We start from the raw sequence: 21,050 nt of genomic DNA on the forward strand, positions 1-21,050 counted from the left end.
TTTGAGCGTCCACCCCGTTTTCCCGGGCGTTATCTGCCCGGAAGGCGTTCGCGAGCCAGTTCGTCGACGGTTTCGATCGCCTCGTCGGCTTCGGTCCGACTGACTCCGCCGCCGTACACTGCCCGTTCGTATCGCTCGAGGACGATCTCACATCGCGAATCGAGCGTCTGATTGGAAGTCGTGCCGGGGGACTCGAGGGATCGGATGTACGTTCGGGCAGACTCCGACGGCTTCCGTGGGCGGTATTCGCGTGCGAGGAGTTCTTCGAGGCGGCGGAACGCTCGTTCGGCATCTCGGTCGGGGTCGCCTCGCCGTCGCTGCCAGTAGAGGCCGAGCGTCCGGCCGAGACGCGCCCTCGCGTCGACTCGGTACGCACTCGCGAGCACGCCGACGAGCGCGACGAGTGCAACTGCGGCCGTCTCTCGAGAGACGGCGAGCAGCGAGACGACGGTCTGAAGAATGCTCTCGTCATCGCCGTCGCTCGAGTCGCCCTCCTCGCTCGGTTCGGAGATGGTGTCGTCGTCGGTCTGATCCGAGTCGGACCCGTTCTCGTCGGGGTCGGTTTCGTTGGCCGCTGGATCGTCGTCGGATCCGGGATCGGTCTCGTTCCAATCGTCTCCGTCGTCGCTGCCGTCGTCGTCACCGTGATCTGGCTCGCTCGAGTCGTCGCCCGACTCCTCGTCATCGTCGGTGATCGGTTCGTCCTCGCTCGAGTCGGTGTCGACGCCGCTGGCGCCGTCGGAGCGGGCCTGTTCGACGCTGTCAGTGTGTTCGTCCGCACGGTCTGCCGGCGGCGTCGGCTCGAAGGCGACCCAGCCGTGATCCGGGAAGTAGACCTCGACCCAGGCGTGTGCGTCCGTGCCGCGGACGACGTGTTCGTCGTCGTCGACTTCCTGCCCGCTCGTGTAGCCGGTGACGTAGCGCGTCGGCACGTCTTCGGCGCGCAGCAGTTGGGTCATCGTCGTGGCGAAGTAGACGCAGTAGCCTTCGTTCATCTCGAAGAGGAACGCTTCGGCGACGTTACCGCTGGGCTGGTCGACGTCGAGGGAGTACTCCTTCGAGGTTCGCAGGTACTCCTCGATGGCGACCGCCTTCTCGTAGGGAGTATCGGCGTCTTCGGTGAGTTCGGCTGCCCGATCTTCAAATTCGCTCGAGGTGCCTTCGGGCGTCTGGACGTAGTCGCTTTCGGCGATTTCGTCGGGGTAGTCGGTTCCCGCGTTCTCGAGTTCACTCGAGTCCGGATCGACGATGGCGCTCTCGACGGCGTAGCTATCGCCCTCGAGGACGCCCGAGGTCGGTTGCACGTGCCCGTGTGAACTGACTTCCGCGTGATCTGTGAGGTCGCCGTCGAGGGAGAGCGGTTGGCCTGCGGCCGGCATGACGCCGAGGTCCGTCTCGGCGGTGACGACCTGCTCGACCTCGTCGTACTCGCCGGGTGGGTCCTCGAGCACGTCGTCGTTGTACTCGCTGCTCTCGCCGGTTCTGACCCACTCGTCGCCCGTGAAGCGATCGTAGACGCCGGTTCGCCAGTAGGCTGATTCCTCGGATTCGACGGTGAAGCGGACCTCCGGCGAGAGGTCGACTGCGCCGCTGATTCCGGAGCGATCGGAGGAGTAGTCGATCGTTCCCTCGAGCGAGCCGTCCTCGCCGCTTCCGGGGTGAGCCGGGCCGCTCGGGCCGCCGGGGACGAACGAAACCGACAGCGAGAGGACCATGATGAGCGCAAAACTGATCGCCAGCAGGTCGGCCTGGGCGATCGAACCATCGCGGCGCTCGAGTTCGCCGAAGGCGAGTGCGCCGAGTGCGCCGCTCGTGCCGAGAGCGGTGACGACCGTTCCCGCGTCGCCGGTGAGCACGAGGAAGAAGAGCGCGAAGCCCCCGGGGAGCACGGCGAGTCCATAGCGCCCGCGCACGGCGAGATACCACGAGAGGAAGATCGGAGCGGGGGCGAACGCGAGCGTCCAGACGCCCGCCTCGACCATTCGGAGCAACGGCAATCCGGTGGCGAGTGCGATCGTATCCGCGACGATCGCATCCTGTGCCGAGAACACGACGGCGACGCCGACACCGCTGACCTCGAGGTAGTACGCGAAGCCGAGCGCGCCGGCGACGAGCGCGCCGACGACGGCCGTTCGCGGGCGGATCGTCCACGCGAGTACCGTCGCGCCGACGAGGACGGCTCCGACGAGGAGGTCGAGCGATCGCGTGCCGCCGACGACCAGTGTCACGTCCCGGAGGACGCTCACGTACGACGCCGTCAACACCAGCACGCATCCCAGCGCGAGCAGCCGGAACGTCCCGGGCCCGAACGCGCCGGTCGCGTCGAATCCGAGCGTCCGGTTGCCCGCGTGCGAGCGCGAATCCGTGCTCATGACGTCCCCTCCGAACGACCGTCGTCGGTGCCGACGCCGATGTCGACTCGCTCGTTCACTGGGTGGTCTCCGGTGTCGCCTCCGCGGTTACCACCGATGAGGTCCACGAACTGGATCGTTCGGTCGTCGGTGGCGACGACCGTGCCGTCGCTGCCCGAGCGAATCCGGACGTCGGCTTCACGTCGATGGTCGTCGTCGATCGATCCCGGCTCGAGGAGGGCGAACGCCGTCAGCAACTCGCGTTGATGAGACGCGCTCGACCCCGGTTCGTACGAGCCGTCTGGAACCGTAACCCCGACGCGACTGTCCTCCTCGATGACGTGCATCGCGAGGCTCGCGAGCGCCGTCGCGAGCGTGTCGTCGGAACCGGGCTCACACTCCGCGGCGATGGTGATCGCCCCGTTCGCCTCACCCGTAGCGTACTCCGTGACGACGAGGTCGTCGCCGGGACGTTTCGCGGCGGATTTCCAGTGGACGTCCCGGAGCGAATCGCCGCGTTGGTACTCTCGGAGGTGGTCGAACTCCGTTCGGTCGGTGTACTCGCGCTCGACGACCCCCGCGAGCGCGTCGCCGGTTCCACGGCGAAGGTCGTGGACGCGGGGATAGACGAGCGTCTTCCCCGTCTCGCCGACCGTGAACCGCTGTCTGAACAGGCCGAAGACGTCGGTGACGACCACCTCGAGCGGGCCGAGCGTGGCTTCCCCTCGATCCGTGAATCGGACCTCGTAGCAAAATCGGTCGGTGCCTTCGAGCGTCGTCGTCGCCGCAACGGGGGTGTCGTCCTCGAGGTCGACCTCGAGCGAACCGGTCTCGACACCGTCGGTGGCGACGACTCGTTCGCCGAGTACGTCGCGGACGGTCGCCGAGACGGCCCGCTCGGTCTCGAGTTCGATCTCGACGGTCCGCTCGTCGTCAACGAATCCGTTGGAAATCGGTGCGCGGGTGACTTCGGGCGGCGAGGTCCGCACGACGGTCACTGCGGCGATCGCGAAAACGACGAGTAGCGGTGTGACGATCGCGTTCAGGGCTCGCGGGCCGTAGCGCCAGGACAGACCGAACGCGACGACGAGGACGGCGAGTGCGCTCCAGGCGCGGATCGTCGGTCGCATTGTCACTCGACCGGAACGTCCTCGAGTGCCGCGTCGACGACAGACTCGCCGTCGCGGTCACGCCCGTTCGTTTTGATTCGATGCGGGAGGACGACCGGCGCTTCGTACTGGAGGTCGTCCGGAACGACGTAATCCCGGCCGTTCACGGCGGCTCGAGCCTGTCCGGCGCGGAGGAGTGAGATCGTGGCGCGCGGACTGACGCCGATGTGTGCGTGTTCGCGGGTGTAGTTCGCCAGTCGCGTCGCGTACGCTCGAACGGGCTCCTCGACGCGCGTCCGCGCGACGGTCGCGCGAGCGGCGACGAGCGTCTCGAGGTCGGTCACCGCCTCGAGGTCGTCGATGGGGTGGTTGCCGACCGTGCGGCCGAGCAGTTCGGTTTCCGCCTCGGGGTCGGGGTAGCCCAATCGGAGTTTCTTCGTGAACCGATCGACTTCGGCGAACGGCAGGTCGTACGTGCGATTCGGCTCGACGGCGTTCTGGGTCGCGATGACGGTGAACGGATCGGGCAGGTCGCGCGTCTCGCCGTCGACGGTGACCTGAACCTCTTCCATGGCCTCGAGCAGCGCGGATTGGGTCTTCGGCGGGGCGCGGTTGATCTCGTCGCCGAGGACGATATTTCCGAAGACGGGACCGGGCTGGAACTCGAACTCTCGGGTCTTCTGATTGAAGACGTTGACGCCGGTCACGTCGGCGGGAAGGAGGTCGGGCGTGAACTGAACCCGGCGGAACGTACAGTCGACGGAGGTCGCGATCGAACGGGCGAGCATCGTTTTGCCGACGCCGGGCACGTCGTCCAGCAGGACGTGTCCGCGTGCGAGCATCGTCGTCACGACGTGTTCGATTGCCGCTTCGTGGCCGACGATCACGTCGCCGACGTTCGACTCGATGTCCGCACAGAGCTCGGCGACTGCCTCGACCTCGAGCGTCTCGGTACTCGTCGATTGTTCGATCTGTGGTGGCGGGCTGGCGTCAGTCATCGGTGGCGCAGACAGAAACGGGGGCCCTCTCTCCTCTCATCAATACGTCATTTGGGGTTCCGGGACATATGCTTTGCGTCGGGTTACTCGTCTCTCGGCGGAGACGGGTCTACCGTTCGTGAGCGCGTGAAAATGTGGTTGCGGTGCTAGGCACCTGACACTCAGAGAACGATACCACTACCGAGTCTCGTCTTACAGACGTTCGACGTTCGTCGCTCGCGGGCCTTTCTCGGCCTCGACGATTTCGAACTCGAGTTCCTGGCCCTCTTCGAGGTCAGGACCGCCGATGTCTTCCATGTGGAAGAACACGTCCTCGTCTGCGTCGTCAGTTTCGATGAATCCGTAGCCGCCGGTGTCGTTGAAGAAGTCGACCGTACCTTGCGCCATTGCACGTGGATGTACTCGCGAAGGAAATATAAGTTTTCGGGGGTAGCCACCGTCCACGTCCGAGATGAGCCGGGAGAACGTCTTTCCGTCCGACGATTACCAGGGCTTACAAGCCGGACAGACGAACTCGCCGTCGACGCGCCAGGCCCGTTCCGTCGCCGCCTCACAGTGGCCACAGGTGTACGACCCCCAGGCGAACGTCGTCCGTGGCGCTTCGACGGTATGCTGTGGTTCTTCGATGGTATCGCGCTCGAGTTCGTCGTCGGTTTGCTCATCTGCTCGAGTAGGTGCCTTGCTGGATTCGCTGGATTCGTCGGACTCGCCGCTCGTGTCAGACTCGTCGGCCTCGGTGCCGGCGTCGGAACCGGGCGAACTGAAATCCGAAAGCGTCGCGTCGTCGGTCACGGCCTGACGTACGGAGACGACAGGCTTAGGTTCTGTGCCCGATAGCTCGCCCGCCCCGCCGATTCGTCGAAACCCGACTACGGACCGGCACCGCCAAGTATGATCGGTGACAACCCCTCCGTATGGATACTGTGACACCGATGAACGTGATCGTCGACAACATCGTCGAGATGAACGAATACTTCGCCGACGTCGCGATGGGCGAGGGAATCGCTCCGCTGCTCGTCCTGGTTGGGACGCTCATGATCGTCTTCTCGCTCGGTGTCTTCGGCATCCTCACGCTCGGCGCGATCGGCAGCCTCTTCTCGTCGTCCTCGAGTTAATCGGGTTTCGGCTTCGACGCCCGTTCAGCGTTATCTGTCCGCCGTCGCGATGGACAGCGCCTCGCTCGCACGCTCGATTGCGTCCTCGAGGTCCGGCCCCAGCGGCGAGCCGACGACGATGCCGTCGACGTGCTCGAGGGCGGCCTCGAATCTGTCTGCGACGGTGTCGGTCGTCCCGGCGATGCAGAACGCGTCGATCATCGCGGGCGTGACGCGACCGAACGCTTCGGTCAGTTCGCCCCGCTCTAAGGCGTCGCTCACTGCTCCTGCCGCCTCGCGATCGATGCCGTGGCGCTCGAGAACTGGTTCGGCCGCCCCGCCGACGATGAACGCGACTGGCGGCCGTGCGGCCTCCCGCGCCGCGTCTTCGTCGCCGGCGACGCTGACGCTGGCGAACGCGAGCGACTCGAAGGGGCCGTACTCGTCCGGTCGCTCGTCCAGACCCTGCTCGAGTTGGCCCGCTGCCCACTCGAGATCTCGCGGATGGGCGGCGTTGATCAACACGCCGTCCGCGTGTTTCGCGCTCATCCGAAGCATGTGCGGGCCCTGCGCGCCGACGTAGGTCGGAATCTTCTCAGAGGGGGGATCGAGGTTTAACGAGGCGTCTCTGGCCGTTACGACGCCCTCGCGCGTCACCGTCTCGCCGTCCCAGAGGTCCGCTGCGAGTGTGAACGTCTCGAGGACCCGCCGAAGCGGCTTTTCCCGCTCGATGCCGAGATTCGCCAGCGTGGAGCGGTCGCCGGCCCCGACGCCGAAGACGGCCCGTCCGTCGCTGATCTCGTCGATCGTTGCCGTCTGGGCGGCGAGTTTCACCGGATGCGTTTCGTAGGGGTTGACGACGCCCGGCCCGAGTCGAATGTCGTCGGTCGCCGCGGCCATCTGCGAGAGCGTCACGAACGGGTCGCGATTGAAGTAGTGACTGCTCGCCAGGGCCACGTCGAAGCCCTCGTCCTCGGCGAGAGAAGCCAGCGAGGCGACCTTTTCTGGCGGATGCTCCGGCGTAAGTTCGATCCCCCACGTCACATCGTTTGCGTCGTTCGCGTCCGTTGCGTCCGTCGTGTCGTCGGTATCGTTCGTGTCGTTCACGTTGTTGGTGTCGTTCGCGTCGTCCGTCGCCCGCGTTTCAGTCGGTGTCTCAGCTGTCATTCGTCGAACCTCCAGTTTCGGAGCGCGTCCCGAACGAGGTCGTCTTCGACCGCTCTGAACAGTTCGTCGCTGCCCTCGAGGTCGCCGAACTCCCAGTCGCGGACGACGACGACGGGCGTGCCGTCGGCTCCCTCGCCGGTCACGAGATTCGCGGCCGAGGCGAGTTCGTCGACGACGGACTGGACCGTCACGCCGAGTTCGTGGCCGTCGCGGTCGAGTTCGCCGCGCCAGTCTCGACTCGCGGGCATGCCGGCCCACCCGATCGCGACGCCGCGCTGGCCGTGTCGGAACGGGCGACCGCACGTGTCGGTGACGATCACGGCGACGTCCTCGAGTCCGCGTTTCTCGAGGCCCGATCGAATTCGCTCGGCGCTCTCGCTCGGTTTCTTCGGTAACAAGAGGAGGTCGTGATCCGGCACGTTCGACTGGTCGATCCCTGCGTTCGGGCAGATGTGTCCGAATCGGGTCTCAGTCAACAAGAACGGTGCCTCGATCAGCACCTCCGAACTCTCGTCGAGGATCGCCTGTGCGAATCGTGGGTCTTTCTCTTCGCCCGTCACCGCCTCGAGTCGCTTGGCGATCTCGCGCGCCCGGCCGCTGACGGGGTAGTCCGCGAAGTCCGCCGTTCGCCCCTCGGCTTTCGAGACGATCGTGCTCGCGACGGTGAGCACGTCGCCGGGCTCGAGGCTCGCCCGATCCGCGACGAGTTCGGCGATATCGTCACCGGGACGGACCTCGGGCAGATCCATCACTGGGGTACATTCCATACCGGTGAGAGGGCTAGCGTCGCCAAAAACGCACCGTCACCGGATAATCGAGCCAGTGTCGGCAGTGTCTGGGACTATCGAACGAGCGGTGTGGCTGTCGACCGGCAGTCGAGACCCCGAAACAGCCGCCACTCAGGAAGCTGATTCGACCTCGAGTCCGGCCGCTCTCCCCTCGAGATAGGCCTCGATTCCACGAAACAGCACCTGATACGAGAACCACAGTCCGAGGATTCCGACGACACTGACAGCGACGGTACCGAGCGGCGCAAACAAGTCGACAGCGTATATCGCTCCGAAGAAGGTGAAAACGAGAATCAGCAGCGACCGAGTGAAGACCCAGTTTGCAATCTCCGCAGGTGAATGAGTTGGTTCCGGTTCGAACGCTTTCATACAATCAATTGATGGTTCTGGTATAACTGAGCTGGGAATTATGAATTCCACTCGAGAGACGATACTCCGCCCGAGCAGGATACTCCGCCCTAACGGACGGAACGCTGCTCGAGGATCCCGCCGTCTGGCGCGGGAAACGAGCGAGACGGCGAGACGTAAAATCGGTATTTACCACCGCGTTAGCCGAGGATGGGGAATTTCGGCACGTTTCGACCGGCCGTTCGCTGTCGACTCGCAGGTCCTCGAGTTCGACGTCGAACCCGGGTCAGTGAAGCAGGCTGTCGGTGGTGCAGGCGGAGGAGTCGGTGTTCATCGATCAGCCACTCCTCTCCGCGTTCTCGTTCGAGTCGGTTCGTTTGCCGGCCGAGCGGTCGGCCTCGAGCGCTGCTTCATCACGTTCGTCCGGCTCGCCGTGTCCGCCCCCGCCGGGCGTCCTGACGGACACCCTCGTCCCGGCGGCGACGTCGACGGTCGTCTTCGCGGGCACCGACTCGCCGTCGATCAGGTTCTCGCCGGTGTCGCCGTTCCGCCCGCCGGCGACGCCCTTCGGCGCGTGGCGACGGCGTTCGGTCAGCAGCGACACCGTCGCGTCCGCCTCGACGGTGACGGTGCGCTCGAGTCCCAGTCCGCCCCGGAATCGCCCCTCCCCGCCGCTATCCGGACGCAACGCGTAGCGTTCGACCCGGAGCGGGTACTCGGTCTCGAGGGATTCGATGGGCGTGTTCAACGTGTTCGTCATCCCCACTTGCACGCCGTCCATCCCGTCGCGGCCCGCTCGAGCGCCGAAGCCGCCGCCGATGGTCTCGTAGTAGGTGAACGAGCCGTCGCGCGCACCGATGGTCAGGTTGTTCATCGTCCCCTGTCCCTGGGCGGGCACGCGCTCGGGTGCGGCCCCAGCGAGCGCGGTGAAGACGACGTCCGTGACGCGCTGGCTGGTCTCGACGTTGCCGCCGACCACGGCAGCGGGAGAGTTCGGATTCAACAGCGAGCCCTCGGGTGCGTGGACGCTCACGGGCTCGTAGCAGCCGTGATTCGGCGGGATCTCGGGATCGGTGAGACAGCGCACGACGAAGTAAACCGCGCTCTTCGCGACCGCGATGGGGGCGTTGAGGTTGCCCTCGAGTTGCCCCGCGGTTCCCGAAAAGTCAACGTCGATCACGTCGCCGTCGACCGTCACGGAGACGCGGATTTCGATATCTTCGTCGGTGATGCCGTCACCCTCGAGGAGGTCGGTCGCCTCGTAGGTGCCGTCGGGGAGGGCCCTGATTTCCTCGGCGATCCGCTCGCGCGAGTAGTCGATGACGGCGTCGAACCCCGACACAACCGTATCCCGTCCGTGCTCGTCGAAGAGCGCCGCGAGCCGCGTTTCGGCGCGTTCGTTCGCCGCCAGTTGCGCCCGGAGGTCGGCCCGTCGCTCGGTCGGATTGCGGACGTTCGCGAGGATCAGCGACTGCACCTCCTCGCGGCGCTCGCCGCCCTCGACGAGCCGGGTCGGCGGGAGCCGCAGGCCTTCCTGGTAGATCTCCTGTGCCCCGGCGGGCATGCTGCCGGGGGTCATCCCGCCGACGTCGGCGTGGTGGGCGCGTGAGACGGCGAAGCCGACGATTTCGGGTTCCTCGATGGCCTCCTCTCGGTCCCCGTTCCCCTCGGGGGCGATCGGCGACACCATCGTCACGTCCGGCAGGTGCGTCCCGCCCGTGAACGGATCGTTGAGCACGAAGACGTCGCCCGGTTTCGGGTCGTACTCGAGCACCGCGTCGACGGCCGCGGGCATCGCGCCCAGGTGGACCGGAATGTGTTCGGCCTGGGCGATCATCCGCCCCTCGGCGTCGAACAGGGCCGTCGAGCAGTCCCGGCGCTCCTTGATGTTCGGCGAGTAGGCCCCGCGGATCAGCGTCTGGCCCATCTCCTCGGCGACGCTCTCGAGTTGGTTGCGCAGCACCTCGAGGGTCACCGGATCGATACCGTCGTCGGAATCGCTTTCGGCGTCGGTCGTGTCTCTCGTCATCGCTCGCTCACCTCCGTTTCGTCCGCCGCTCGAGTCATCACCAGCGTGCCGTCCGCGAGGATCTCGCCGCCCCAGTTCGGCGGGACGACGGTCGTGCTCTCGGCCTGCTCGAGGATCGCCGGGCCCGAAATCGATGCGCCGGACGCGAGCCGATCTCGGTCGTAGACAGTCGTCTCTCGGGGTTCGACGCCGGTTCCGGGGAAGTGTGCGTCCCGCGAGCCGAGACGGGCGTCTCCCGTCCCCTCGTGGCGGACGGTCGGTTCCGTTCCCGGAACCGTCGCGGTCGCGCGGAGGGTGACGACCTCGAGCGATTCGTCCATCGCGTAGCCGTAGGCTTGCTCGTGGGCTTCGTGGAAGCGCTCCGCGACCGTCGCCGCCTCGAACGACTCGTCGACGGGAACGGTCAACTCGAAGCTCTGTCCCGCGTAGCGACAGTCGGCGGCGCGTTCGACCTCCGCGGCGTCCCGATCGGACGCATCCGCAAGCACGTCCGCGACGAGGTCGTCGTAGACGGACTCGAGGTCGGCCGGCTCCGCCCGATTTAGGCCGACGCCCACCGTCCGAACGGCGTCGTAGCTCTCGTCGGCCGCGAGGAGGCCGAACGCGGAGAGGACGCCACTCGGTCGCGGGACGACGACCCGATCGACCTCGAGCGAGTCGGCCAGCGCGACGGCGTGCATCGGTCCCGCGCCGCCGAAGGCGACGACGGCGAACTCGCGGGGGTCGTGGCCTCGTTCGACCGTCACCGCGCGGATCGTCCGCGTCATCGTCGCGTTCGCGACGCGGTAGACGCCCCGTGCGGCCTCGAGCGCGCTCTCGAGACCCGCTTCGTCTGCGAGTCGCTCGAGAGCGTCGTGAGCGGCCTCGACGTCGAGGGTCATCTCGCCGCCGAGTGCAGTCTCGGGGCCGATGTAGCCGAGGACGACGGTGGCGTCAGTGACCGTCGGCTCGGTCCCGCCGCGGCCGTAGCAGGCGGGGCCGGGTTCTGCGCCCGCCGAGCGCGGGCCGACGCGCAGCGCGCCGCCGGAATCGACCCATGCGATCGAGCCACCACCTGCACCGACGGTGTTCACGTCGACCATCGGCGTTCGGATCGGGAGCCCGGCGATCTCGGCGTCGGTCGTCCGCTCGGCTTGTCCGTCCCGAACGAGGCTCACGTCGCTCGAGGTGCCGCCCATGTCGAAGGTGACCAGTCCCTCGACGTCGTTGTCGTCGACGGTCGCCGCGGCACCGACGACACCTGCGGCGGGACCCGAAAGCGTCGTCGTCACCGCGTGCTCTCGAACGGTTTCGGGATCGGCGATGCCGCCGTTGGCCTGCATGATCCGTGGTGCCGGGATTCCGGCGTTCTCGCTCTCCTCGACCAGCCGACCGACGTAGCGGTCGATCGCCGGCCGAACGTAGGCGTCGACGGTCGTCGTCGACGTCCGTTCGAACTCGCGGAACTCCGCGAGTACCTCGTGGGAGGCCGAGACCGGGATCGCGAGTTCCTCGCGCAGGACCTCGGTGACGAGTCGCTCGTTCTCCGAGTCGGCGTAGGCGTGGAGCAGACAGACGGCGACGGCTTCGACGTCCGACTCCCGCAGGATCGCCGCGAGATCTTGAATTTCGTCGGGATCGACCGGTTGCTCGACGCCCTCGGTCGTCGTCCGCTCCGCGACCTCGTACCGCCGCTGACGCGGAACGAGGGGGTCCGGCTTCTCAGCCTCGAGATCGTACAAATCCGGACGGTTCTGACGGCCGATCTCGAGGATGTCCCGAAACCCCTCGGTCGTGACGAGCGCGGTCGCCGCGCCGCCGCGCTCGAGGAGGGCGTTGACCGAGACGGTCATCGCGTGGGCGAACGCGTCGATCTCGCTGGGATCGACGCTCGCTCGCTCGCAGGCCTTTCGGATCCCCTCGAGCACGCCGAGTTGTTGGGGATCGGTCGTCGGCACCTTCGCGGTGACGAGGCGGTCGTCGACGGTGAGTGCGACATCGGTGAAGGTGCCGCCGACGTCGACGCCGATCCGAGCGTCCGTTCCGGACTCAGTAGCCGTTCGTTCGGGAGTTCCCATCGATATTCTCGGATTGTGTTGTCGACGATTTATAGTTCGTCCACTGCTCGCGACCGAGAGTTCCAGTCACGTTCGCTGAGACGGATTGCTGTACCGATGCACCGGCGCGACCGCAGGACGACTCGCGGTCGGGCCGGAAGTGGCTTACAGTAAACCGTCTGAGACGGCCCACCCTATCCAGTTCGATGCTCGACCGAGAGGGTTCCGTCGTCGACGGTGGCGACGAACATCGTCTCGAACGTCGTGGGTGCAGCGCCGGTAGCGCTCCCCGGGTTGAGCAGCCGGATGCGACTGACGGGTCGGTCCTCGCCGTCGGCTCGGTGGGGGTCGTCGAACGTGACGGTCGTATCGACCACCTGGTGGGTGTGGCCGGCGACGGCGACGAGCGTCGTCTCGGCGTCCGCGCCCGATTCCTCGCGGGCCGTCTCGAGGACGCGTTCGCGCCAGCTTCCCGACGAGCCGTCGCCGTGAGTGACGACGAACGTCACGCCGTCGATCTCGAGGGTGGCCGTCCGCGCCACGTCGAGCGTCGCCGGGTCCACGTTGCCGAGAACGGCGGTCAGTTCGCCGTCCGTCAGGTCGACGATCTGGTCGTACGCCCCGATCGACTCGAAATCGCCGGCGTGGATGGTGTGATCGGCCCGCTCGATCTCGGCGACGACCCACTCGGGAATGTCGGGTTCTCGAGTGGGCACGTGCGTGTCGGAAATGATCGCGATGCGGGTCATAGTGTTCGTTTGCCGGCCAGTCTCGAAAACTGTTCGTCTCTCCCCACACCGTTCGTCGTCGACGCCGAAACGCGTTCGTCAGCGGACGATCCCCGGTCGCCGGTCTCGTTCACTCGAGGTCGTGCCAAGGGCAGCTGCCGTCCTCGAGAGACGCGTTCGGCCGCGAGGACGACCGACCGGGACGGCGAGTCGCTGTCGAAAGCGACACCACTCCGGCCCCCGTCGGGACGAGTATGTGCGCCGACGCTTCCGATGGAACGCACGTCGTCACCGCCTTTCTCAGACACCGGGGCGACATCCTCGTCTTGCGCCGCAGTGACGCCGTCGGCACCTACGCGGGCCAGTGGGGCGGCGTCTCCGGCTTCGCGGAGGGCGACCCCGACGAGCAGGTTCGGACGGAGATTCGCGAGGAGACCGGACTCGATCCCGGTAATTCCGTCACGTTCGTTCGCGACGGGCGACCGGTCACGGTCGACGATCCGGATCTCGGACGCGAGTGGATCGTCCACCCATACTTGTTCGACGCCGACCACCGCGAGGTCGACCTGAGCGAGGAACACGACGCCCTCGAGTGGGTGTCGCCGACCGAACTGCTCGGTGGGTTCGGGGAAACCGAATCGGACGAAGACGCCTTCGAGACGGTCCCGGAACTCTGGAGCGCCTACGAGCGCGTCGCACCAACCGTTCGATCGATCGCGGCCGACGACGAACACGGCGCGGCGGCCCTCTCCGTTCGCGCGCTCGAGGTGGTGCGCGACCGAGCGGGCCTGCTCGTCGCGGAACGAGCCGATTACGGGGACGATCCCGAGGAAGAGCGGGACGAACTCGCCGAACTCGCCGGGCGGCTGCTCGAGGCCCGCCCCTCGATGGCCGTCCTCAGAAATCGGGTGAACCGGGCGATGACCGACGCTGACGAACACGCGGTCGACGGCGCGGTCGGCGCACCGCACGTGCTCGAGGCCGCACTCGCCGGAATCGATCGCGCGCTCGAGGCCGACGACGCCGCGGCGGCGACCGCGGCCGAGCGCATCGACGGGACCGTCATGACGCTCTCGCGCTCGGGAACCGTCCTCGAGGCGATCCGCGAGGGGGAGCCGTCGCGACTCTTCGTCGCCGAATCCAGGCCCGCGCGAGAGGGCGTCGCCGTCGCCGAGGAGTTGGCCGCCGACGAGGCTCTCGAGTGTCCGATCACGGTTCACACCGACGCGGCCGCGGCCCACCTGCTCTCGAGGGAGGCCGTCGATCGGGTGGTCGTGGGCGCGGACACGATTCTCCACGACGGCTCCGTGGTGAACAAGGCGGGAACGCGAGGGATCGCGCTCGCAGCCGAGCGCGAGGGCGTCCCCGTTTCGGTCGTCGCCGCGACGGACAAGGTGTCGACCCGCGAGGAGATCAACCTCGAGTCAGGCGATCGCTCGGCCGTCTACGACGGCGACGCGTCACTCGACGTGGCGAATCCGACGTTCGACGTGACGCCCGCCGACTGCATCGAGGAGTACGTAACCGAACGCGGTGCACTCGAGGACGAGGACGTCGGCGACATCGTGGCGGAACTGCGCGACCTCGAAGCGTGGCGCGAGTGAGTCGAGAAGCGATAGACGGAAACGACTCGAGTGCGGAGTGAGAGTGGCGGCAGTGACGAAGTGTTACCCCCACCGAGCCCCGTGTGACGAGGGTTTTTCCTGAGCCGCCACTTCCAGTTCTCGGAGTGACAACACCCGTCAGTAGTTCCCGTCCGTCAGTCGATCCAGTCCGTCAATCGGTGACGATTCGCCGAGTGCACTCACGATGACGGGTTTTGCTCGGCTTGATCTACAGGCGGAGCAGGCCGAGGCAGTTCACTGGTCTAAATCCGTTTCTCCGCCGTCGTTCGTTTCGGCGTCTTCGGTGTCCTCCGCGTCCTCCATTACGACCGCGTCGGTGCTCATAATCTGGAGCGTCTCGTTCCCGCACGTACACTTGGGACCGTGTCCAGTTCCTATCGGCTGTATCTCTCCGTCAGGACCGAGACGAACCGCGTGTGCCGTTCCACAACTCTCACACACCGCTGCTGCCCGTTGAGCCTCGTCGCGCTCGGTCATTTTGTCAACTATGGTTTGGTATAGGTTAACACTTCCCTCATGGGGCTGCGATGGTCGCGAAACGATTGGTTGGCGCGTCTGCCACGTTTCGACGACGGATACTGCCGGAGCAAGTCGTCGAATACCGGGGTCGGGAAAGGTTCATCTCTGATTCGTCCAAACACCGACCCATGCACTTCGATCTCGAGCGACTCGGCGTTCACGACTCGGTCGCGTCGGTGTTCCCGCCGGCGGAACTGACCGATTTTCTGGCTGACCTTTCCGTCCCGGTCGACGTGATCGGCGACGACGAGATACCCGACTGCGACGCCGTCATCACCATCGAGCACCGCGACGCCTTCCTCGAGTGCGACTGGATCCACTCCATTCAGGCCGGTGTGGACCGGTTCCCCTTCGACGAGTTCGAGGAACACGACGTGATCCTCACCAACAGCACCGGAATTCACGACCGCACGGTCGGCGAGACCGTCGCGGGCTACCTGCTCTCGTTCTCGAGGCGACTCCACGGCTACGCGGCTAATCAGCAAGATCGGCGCTGGGTTCGCCCCGAGTGGGACGAGGCGTTCACGCTCCCCGGAACGACGGCCTGCGTCGTCGGAACGGGCACGCTCGGACGCGGCGTCGCGGAGACGCTCGGCTCGCTGGGCGTTCAGGTTACTGGCGTGCGCCGTTCCGAGGAATCGGTTCCCGGCTTCGACGAAATCCACCCGAACGAGGACCTTCACACCGCTATCGCCGACGCCGAGTTCGTGATCGTGACGGTGCCCTTGACCGACGAGACCCACCACCTCTTCGACGCCGACGCGTTCGAAACCATGCGCGAGGACGCCTACTTCGTCAACGTCGCCCGCGGCTCTGTCGTCAACCAGCCCGCGCTGATCGACGCCCTCGAGTCGGGGGCCATCCGGGGAGCAGCGCTCGACGTCTTCGAAGAAGAACCGCTTCCCGAGGAGTCGCCGCTGTGGGAGATGGACGAGGTCATCGTCACGCCCCACAGTGCGGCCCTGACGCGAGACTACTTCCGCGACGTCGGCGAACTCGTCGAGACGAACGTCGGGAGGCTCGAGGCTGACGAGGCGTTCACGAACCGAGTCGTCTGAGCCGATATCGAGTCGTGGCTCGTGCTCGCGTTACAGTCGCCCGTCGTCGCCTGACTGCGTGAATCGTCGGTAGGCGGCGGTACCGGCGAGGCCGAGGGCCGCGAGCGCGCCCGTTCCGGCCAGCAGTGGCGTCCGATTCTCTCGGACCGTCGCCCCGAACGCGTCGTCCGTTTCTGCGGACGTTTCGTCGTCGCTTTCGTCCTCGGGACCGGTTCCGTTTTCGTCGTCACCAGCTTCGCCCTCGCTGTCAGCGCCGCCGGTTTCGCCCTCCCACACGTCGAGGTCGATCAGTGCCTCGCGAAGCGTCACGATCTCGAGATCGCGATCTTTCGCGGCCTGAATCGCGAAGCGGACGCGTTCGGGCGTCGTCTCGTCGAACTGGCTGTGGCCGACGACGATTCCGAGGTACTCACCGTCTGCGACATCGTCGTAGTAGGCTTCGATATCCAACTCACTCGCCGACTCCCCGTCGATACTCGAGCGCCCGAGTTCGTACGGATCGAGGTCCTCGAGGGCGTTCAGAGCGCTGTCGTCGCCGTTTGGAAACGCGCCGTAGTGGTCCCGAACGAGGTCGTCAGCGAGCCCCTCGCTGCGACCGAAGGGGGCGACGAACGCGTCGACCTCGACGCCGTACTCCTCGAGCGCTTCCTTCGAGCCGACGACCTCGTCGTGGATTCGGTCGTCGTCGAATCTGGCGAACGCCGTCTCGGCCTCGAACGACTCGCCGACGGGTTCTGCGAGCTCGAGGTAGATTCCGTCCTCGTCCTCTCCGCCGCCAGCGACGGCGTTCTCGACGGTTCGGTCGCCGTCGCTGACGACGATTTCATCCCCTTCGTAGTCGCCGAGAAAGCTGCCGTCGAGGGAGAGCCGTTCGTCCCCGGGTTCGGCGGGTTCGGTCAGAGAGAGGTTTCCGACGGCGACGTGGCTCGTAGAGTGGGACATGATTTCCCAGCCTTCGTCTTCCATCTCGCGCAGGTGCTCCGGAAGCAGTCCCCAGGAGGTGTCGATATAGTCTGGAACGGCTGCACAGCAGGCCGGGACGCCTTCGTCCTGATGAACTGGGTACGTGTCGGCCCAGTCTTCCCGCCAGCTATCGTCGTAGATGAACACGACTCGGCCGTTCGTTCCCGATTCCACAGACCCGACGACTGCACCGGCTCCGACACCACTCCCCACGCCAGCGAGCGCGAGCGCCCCGGCCGTCCCGATCCGACAAACATCTCGCCGCCCCATGCCATCGATCGATTTCGACGAACTGTCGTCCATACTCTCGCCACCGTGTTATCTCCCCCTTATTATCTCGCGAGTAAGCGAATTTGTGCTACAGCGTACTGTTCAGTGCGCGGACTCGAGGCTGAAATCGACAGCAGCGACGGGTAACCTGACGGCCGAAGCGGTGGCCGGGAACGCGGCTCGAGCAACGCGAGAGTCGCGTTCCCCGGGGAAGGGCAGGCTGAAACACAAACCCCGACCGCGAGCGAACGCAGTGAGCGAGCGGGCCGACGACTGATGCGGCGGGTCACGACGTGACCCGGAGCGGAAGGAGGAGTGCTTTTGATCGAAATTTTACCGAGAGCCGACGCGCTGTGCGGCAGCGTAGCTGCCGTCAGCGCGAAACAAACGCAGCGTAAAATTTCGTTAGAAGAATTTGAACAAATCGTCGCGCTGTTGTTCGTGGAGGTGCCCGCGGACGGCCTCGTTCAGGGCGTCGATCTGGCCCCGTTTGGCGGTGATGGGGGCGATAGTTTCTTGCCATTGTTTCCACGGCGGGAGGAGGCCGAGGCGATCACAGAGGTCGTTCAGGCGCTCGTCGCGGTCGTCGACCTTGTCCATCTTGTTGACGGCGACGACGGTGGGGACGTCCAGTTCGCGCAGGAAGTGGAACATCTCGACGTCGTAGGGAATCTCGTCCGGGCCCGAGTGACGGTCGATGATGTCGATAACGCTCTTGCCGTCGACCACTAACACGGCGACGAGGATGTTGTCGGCGTTCTCCTCGAGATAGTGGACGATGTCGGTCTTGATCTGCTCGCGGTGGTCCTCGTGGACGCCGCTCATGAAGCCGAAGCCGGGCAGGTCGGTGATGACGAAGTCCTCGGCGTTCCAGTCGTAGTGGTTGGGCTCGCGGGTGACGCCGGGTTTGCCGCCGGTGTCGAAGCTGTGACCGGTCAGTTCTCGCATCAGCGTCGACTTGCCCACGTTGGAGCGACCGACGAGGGCTACTTCGGCCTCGCGGTCGGGTCGCGTCTCGAACATACACCGCCGTAGGGTCGTGATGGGTTTATACGTGGTGCGTTCGCCTCGCTCGAGGCATGGCTCCGATGAGGGGCGCTATTGACCACCGACCCGACCAAGTAGCGCGCTCGAGGCGAGTATCCCATCTCAGCCTGCAGTAATACACTGGAGTTAACCCACACGAGGTGGTTACACGGACCTGTGCGGTTGGTACAGTTGACGGTTCCGACGGGGAAGCGCCAGACGGCCCTCGAGACGCTCGATGATCGGGAAATCGACTACGTCGTGACGGACGAAGATAGCGACCGAGAGTACACGGCGGTCGTCTACTTTCCGCTGCCGTCGCCGGCGGTCGAACCCGTCCTCGACGATCTCAACGAGGCGGGGATCGACGACGACGCCTACACGGTCGTCGTCGACGCCGAGACGGTCGTCTCCCGTCGGTTCGAGGAGTTACGCGAGGAGTACGAGAAGGGTGATGTCGGTTCGGATCGGATCTCGAGACAGGAGCTACAGGCCGAGGCTAACTCGCTGACGCCGACGTTCGGCATCTACGCGACGATGACGATCGTGAGCGCGGTCGTCGCGACGGCCGGACTGTTGCTCGACTCGCCCGCCGTGGTCGTCGGTTCGATGGTGATCGCGCCGCTGATCGGGCCGGCGCTGGGTGCGAGCGTCGGGTCGGTGATCGACGACGAAGATCTCTTTCTCGAGAGCATTCTCTACCAGATACTGGGTGTCATCCTCGCGATCGCGGCCGCGGCGATCTTCGCGTGGATGGTTCGCGTGACGAACATCGTTCCGCCGGGGCTCGAGATCGCGAACGTCGACGAGATTTCGGAGCGACTCGCGCCGGATCTGCTATCGCTCGCGGTTGCCCTCGGAGCCGGCGTGGCGGGGATCGTAAGCATCGCGACAGGGATCTCGGTCGCGTTGGTCGGCGTCATGATCGCGGCGGCGTTGATCCCGCCCGCGGCAGCCGCGGGAATCGCGATGGCGTGGGGAGATCCGGCGGCGGCCATCGGCTCGACGGTGCTCGTGTTGGTCAACGTCCTCTCGGTGAATCTCGCGGGGCTTCTCACGCTGTGGTACGTCGGCTACCGGCCGGAAAACCTGTTCTCGCTCGATAAGACCGAACAGCGCGTGCGCAGGCGAATCGTCGGGCTGGTCGTCATCGTGCTCGTCTTCGCGCTCTTTCTCGGGGCGATCACGTACTCCTCGTACACCGCCTCGACGTTCGAGGAGAACGCCCAGACGGAAGCCGAAGTAGTGCTCAGCGACGAGGCATTCGAGGAGTATCAACTGCTCGAGTCCGAGGTCGTGATGGACGACGACTATCCGTTCATCGGCCCCGAACGGGTGGTCGTCACCGTGGGCGGCCCGCCGGGTGAGTTGCCGCCGGAACTCGCCGACGAGTTACACGAACGGATCGAAGAACACACTGACGAAGACGTCGGCGTCGAGGTTCGGGCCGTCGGCATCGACGAGCGGTGAGTCTGTCCTCGTATCGACGAGCGCTAAGTCTGCCTCCGATCTCACTGTCGAAATCGGTCGAAGAACGTCCCGTTGCTATCGCTTTCATCCGCTGTCGGCTCGTCGCTCTCGCTCGAGTCGCCGCGTCCGAGTCGGCGACGGATCCACGTTCGCGGGCCGCCGATCCGGTTGAGGAAGTACGTCGGGAAGTACAGCGCGACCGCTCCGAGTGCGAAAAAGCCGACGCCGGATAGTGTCCGGCCGGTTCGGAAAAACTCGAAGCCGACGACGAACATGGGTGCTGCCATCGAGAGTCCGGCGGCAGTCTGGAGCATCCAGAAGAGACCCGGTCCTTTCATCAGTACGGACGTTCGCGGTGATCGCCGGTAGGGTTGTCGGTTCGCTGCTCGCGGTTCTCGAGTCGACGGTTCGTCGCTCGCCTTACTCCTCGAACGGCAGTTTCGGTTCGTGATCGATGGCCTCGACGGCCGCCTCGAGCACGGTTTCGACGTCCTCGCCGGTTTCGACGCTCATGGAGTAGTCGGCGTTCAGCTCGTCCGCGTGGCGGTCGTCCCAGACCTCCTTTCGGTCGACCTTGTTCGCGATCGTGAGGACGGGAACGTCCTCGAATTGGGCCGCGATTGCGTCGCGAAGCTCGAGTTGGGAGTTGAGCGGGTAGCCACACTCGGCGCTCGGATCGATCATCACGAGCATGCAGTCGGCGAGGTGCTCGATGGCGCTGACGGCCTGCGATTCGATCTCGTTTCGCTCCGCAGGCGGCCGGTCGAGCAGGCCGGGAGTGTCGACGATCTGGTAGCGAACGTGTTCGCGTTCGAAGTGACCGAGGCCGATCCCTCTCGTCGTGAAGGGATACGATGCCGTCTCGCCGCGAGCGTTCGTGATGTCGTTGACGAACGAGGATTTGCCGACGTTTGGGTAGCCGGCGACGACGATGGTGGGCTCGTCGGGGTTGATCTCGGGGAGGTCGCGTAGGTCGTTTCGAGACTTGTTGATGTACAGCAGTTCGTCGTCGACTTGCTCGACGATGTCGGCGAGGCGGGCGAAGGCCTGCTTACGATGTTTGCGGGCCGTGTCGACGTCCGTCTTGCGCAGGCGCGGTTGGTACTCCTCGTGGATCTCTCGAGCCTTTCGACTCGCCCACATCACCTCAGAGAGGCTCTGTCGGAGTTTGTCCACGTCGACGATGGCGTCGGCGAGTTCGTAGTAAAACGGGTGGACGTCGTCCTCGTAGGCGAAATCCGGCCACGCCGTGACGACGTTCTCTAAGTTGTCCGAGATGATGTTCGCCGCCACCTGGAGCATCGACTGCTGGGCCTCGAGGCCCTGTTTGGCGTTCCCCGACCGCGCCGCCCGCGAAAATGCTTTGTCGATCAGCTCTTCCGACGTGGGCGTCGTCGGAAGGTCTTCGAAAATCATAGCGGTACGTAGGATTCGCGGTCTTAAAAGGTCGTTCGTTACGAGCGGCGATCTT

The 21,050-nt window shown here is 65.6% G+C and carries 20 protein-coding genes; 4 read left to right on the plus strand and 16 right to left on the minus strand.

Going from position 1 to position 21,050, the window contains the following annotated elements:
• Positions 1–29: 29 nt before the first annotated feature.
• The 5 genes from BB347_RS11910 to BB347_RS11930 all read right to left on the minus strand — a co-directional run bounded on the left by BB347_RS11910 (position 30) and on the right by BB347_RS11930 (position 5,250).
• Positions 30–2,372 (minus strand): transglutaminase TgpA family protein, encoded by a 2,343-nt coding sequence (locus tag BB347_RS11910; RefSeq protein ID WP_076584304.1) that lies wholly within the window; start codon positions 2,370–2,372, stop codon positions 30–32.
• Positions 2,369–3,481, minus strand: a complete 1,113-nt coding sequence (locus BB347_RS11915) for a DUF58 domain-containing protein (RefSeq protein WP_076584306.1) — start codon at positions 3,479–3,481, stop codon at positions 2,369–2,371. The genes BB347_RS11910 and BB347_RS11915 overlap by 4 nt, the downstream gene beginning before the upstream one ends.
• 2 nt (positions 3,482–3,483) lie before the next feature.
• The gene (locus tag BB347_RS11920) at positions 3,484–4,458 is read right to left on the minus strand and encodes an AAA family ATPase (protein WP_076584308.1); all 975 of its coding nucleotides are present in this window, start codon (positions 4,456–4,458) and stop codon (positions 3,484–3,486) included.
• A 192-nt stretch (positions 4,459–4,650) separates the two neighbouring features.
• Positions 4,651–4,845, minus strand: a complete 195-nt coding sequence (locus BB347_RS11925) for a cold-shock protein (RefSeq protein ID WP_076584309.1) — start codon at positions 4,843–4,845, stop codon at positions 4,651–4,653.
• 96 nt (positions 4,846–4,941) lie between these two features.
• Entirely contained in the window at positions 4,942–5,250 is a 309-nt protein-coding gene (locus BB347_RS11930; RefSeq protein WP_076584311.1) for a DUF7573 domain-containing protein, read from the minus strand.
• A gap of 122 nt (positions 5,251–5,372) precedes the next feature.
• Between BB347_RS11930 and BB347_RS11935 the strand changes: the two genes are divergently transcribed.
• Positions 5,373–5,573, plus strand: a complete 201-nt coding sequence (locus BB347_RS11935) for a hypothetical protein (protein ID WP_076584313.1) — start codon at positions 5,373–5,375, stop codon at positions 5,571–5,573.
• A gap of 30 nt (positions 5,574–5,603) precedes the next feature.
• On the opposite strand, the gene BB347_RS11940 is transcribed toward BB347_RS11935, so the two are convergent.
• The 6 genes from BB347_RS11940 to BB347_RS11965 all read right to left on the minus strand — a co-directional run bounded on the left by BB347_RS11940 (position 5,604) and on the right by BB347_RS11965 (position 12,669).
• A complete protein-coding gene (locus BB347_RS11940; RefSeq protein WP_083687834.1) occupies positions 5,604–6,719 on the minus strand; it encodes a 5,10-methylenetetrahydromethanopterin reductase in 1,116 nt (371 codons plus the stop codon).
• The gene (locus BB347_RS11945; protein WP_076584314.1) at positions 6,716–7,486 is read right to left on the minus strand and encodes a coenzyme F420-0:L-glutamate ligase; all 771 of its coding nucleotides are present in this window, start codon (positions 7,484–7,486) and stop codon (positions 6,716–6,718) included. Before BB347_RS11945 ends, BB347_RS11940 begins: the two co-directional genes overlap by 4 nt.
• A gap of 132 nt (positions 7,487–7,618) precedes the next feature.
• On the minus strand, positions 7,619–7,876 hold the full coding sequence (locus BB347_RS11950) for a hypothetical protein (protein ID WP_076584316.1): 258 nt from the start codon (positions 7,874–7,876) through the stop codon (positions 7,619–7,621).
• A gap of 316 nt (positions 7,877–8,192) precedes the next feature.
• On the minus strand, positions 8,193–9,884 hold the full coding sequence (locus BB347_RS11955) for a hydantoinase B/oxoprolinase family protein (protein WP_076584317.1): 1,692 nt from the start codon (positions 9,882–9,884) through the stop codon (positions 8,193–8,195).
• Positions 9,881–11,941: a hydantoinase/oxoprolinase family protein gene (locus BB347_RS11960; protein ID WP_076584319.1), complete on the minus strand. Its 2,061-nt coding sequence runs from the start codon at positions 11,939–11,941 to the stop codon at positions 9,881–9,883. The genes BB347_RS11955 and BB347_RS11960 overlap by 4 nt, the downstream gene beginning before the upstream one ends.
• Positions 11,942–12,114: 173 nt before the next feature.
• Positions 12,115–12,669 carry a metallophosphoesterase family protein gene (locus BB347_RS11965; protein ID WP_076584321.1) on the minus strand — a complete coding sequence of 185 codons (555 nt, stop codon included), beginning with the start codon at positions 12,667–12,669 and terminating at the stop codon, positions 12,115–12,117.
• A 233-nt stretch (positions 12,670–12,902) separates the two neighbouring features.
• On the opposite strand from BB347_RS11965, the gene BB347_RS11970 reads away from it, so the two are divergent.
• Positions 12,903–14,252, plus strand: a complete 1,350-nt coding sequence (locus BB347_RS11970) for an NUDIX domain-containing protein (protein ID WP_076584323.1) — start codon at positions 12,903–12,905, stop codon at positions 14,250–14,252.
• Positions 14,253–14,507: 255 nt separating this feature from the next.
• On the opposite strand, the gene BB347_RS11975 is transcribed toward BB347_RS11970, so the two are convergent.
• Positions 14,508–14,750, minus strand: coding sequence for a hypothetical protein (locus BB347_RS11975; RefSeq protein ID WP_076584325.1), 243 nt, complete (start codon positions 14,748–14,750; stop codon positions 14,508–14,510).
• 170 nt (positions 14,751–14,920) lie between these two features.
• Between BB347_RS11975 and ddh the strand changes: the two genes are divergently transcribed.
• A complete protein-coding gene (gene ddh / locus BB347_RS11980) occupies positions 14,921–15,850 on the plus strand; it encodes a D-2-hydroxyacid dehydrogenase (RefSeq protein ID WP_076584328.1) in 930 nt (309 codons plus the stop codon).
• Positions 15,851–15,880: 30 nt separating this feature from the next.
• Here the strand turns inward: ddh and BB347_RS11985 are convergent, their stop codons facing one another.
• Both BB347_RS11985 and engB read right to left on the minus strand, forming a co-directional pair.
• Positions 15,881–17,116 (minus strand): polysaccharide deacetylase family protein, encoded by a 1,236-nt coding sequence (locus BB347_RS11985; RefSeq protein WP_139327087.1) that lies wholly within the window; start codon positions 17,114–17,116, stop codon positions 15,881–15,883.
• Between the two features lie 372 nt (positions 17,117–17,488).
• Entirely contained in the window at positions 17,489–18,106 is a 618-nt protein-coding gene (gene engB / locus BB347_RS11990; RefSeq protein WP_076584331.1) for a GTP-binding protein EngB, read from the minus strand.
• Positions 18,107–18,286: 180 nt separating this feature from the next.
• Here engB and BB347_RS11995 point away from each other — a divergent pair, with 180 nt between their 5' ends.
• The gene (locus BB347_RS11995; RefSeq protein WP_076584334.1) at positions 18,287–19,579 is read left to right on the plus strand and encodes a TIGR00341 family protein; all 1,293 of its coding nucleotides are present in this window, start codon (positions 18,287–18,289) and stop codon (positions 19,577–19,579) included.
• Between the two features lie 41 nt (positions 19,580–19,620).
• Here the strand turns inward: BB347_RS11995 and BB347_RS12000 are convergent, their stop codons facing one another.
• Together BB347_RS12000 and BB347_RS12005 are read right to left on the minus strand one after the other, a co-directional pair.
• A complete protein-coding gene (locus tag BB347_RS12000) occupies positions 19,621–19,917 on the minus strand; it encodes a hypothetical protein (protein ID WP_076584337.1) in 297 nt (98 codons plus the stop codon).
• An 82-nt stretch (positions 19,918–19,999) separates the two neighbouring features.
• Positions 20,000–20,995 (minus strand): NOG1 family protein, encoded by a 996-nt coding sequence (locus BB347_RS12005; RefSeq protein WP_076584340.1) that lies wholly within the window; start codon positions 20,993–20,995, stop codon positions 20,000–20,002.
• Positions 20,996–21,050: the final 55 nt, after the last annotated feature.

The sequence above is a fragment of the Natronorubrum daqingense genome (genome assembly GCF_001971705.1).
GTDB classification, from domain to species: domain Archaea; phylum Halobacteriota; class Halobacteria; order Halobacteriales; family Natrialbaceae; genus Natronorubrum; species Natronorubrum daqingense.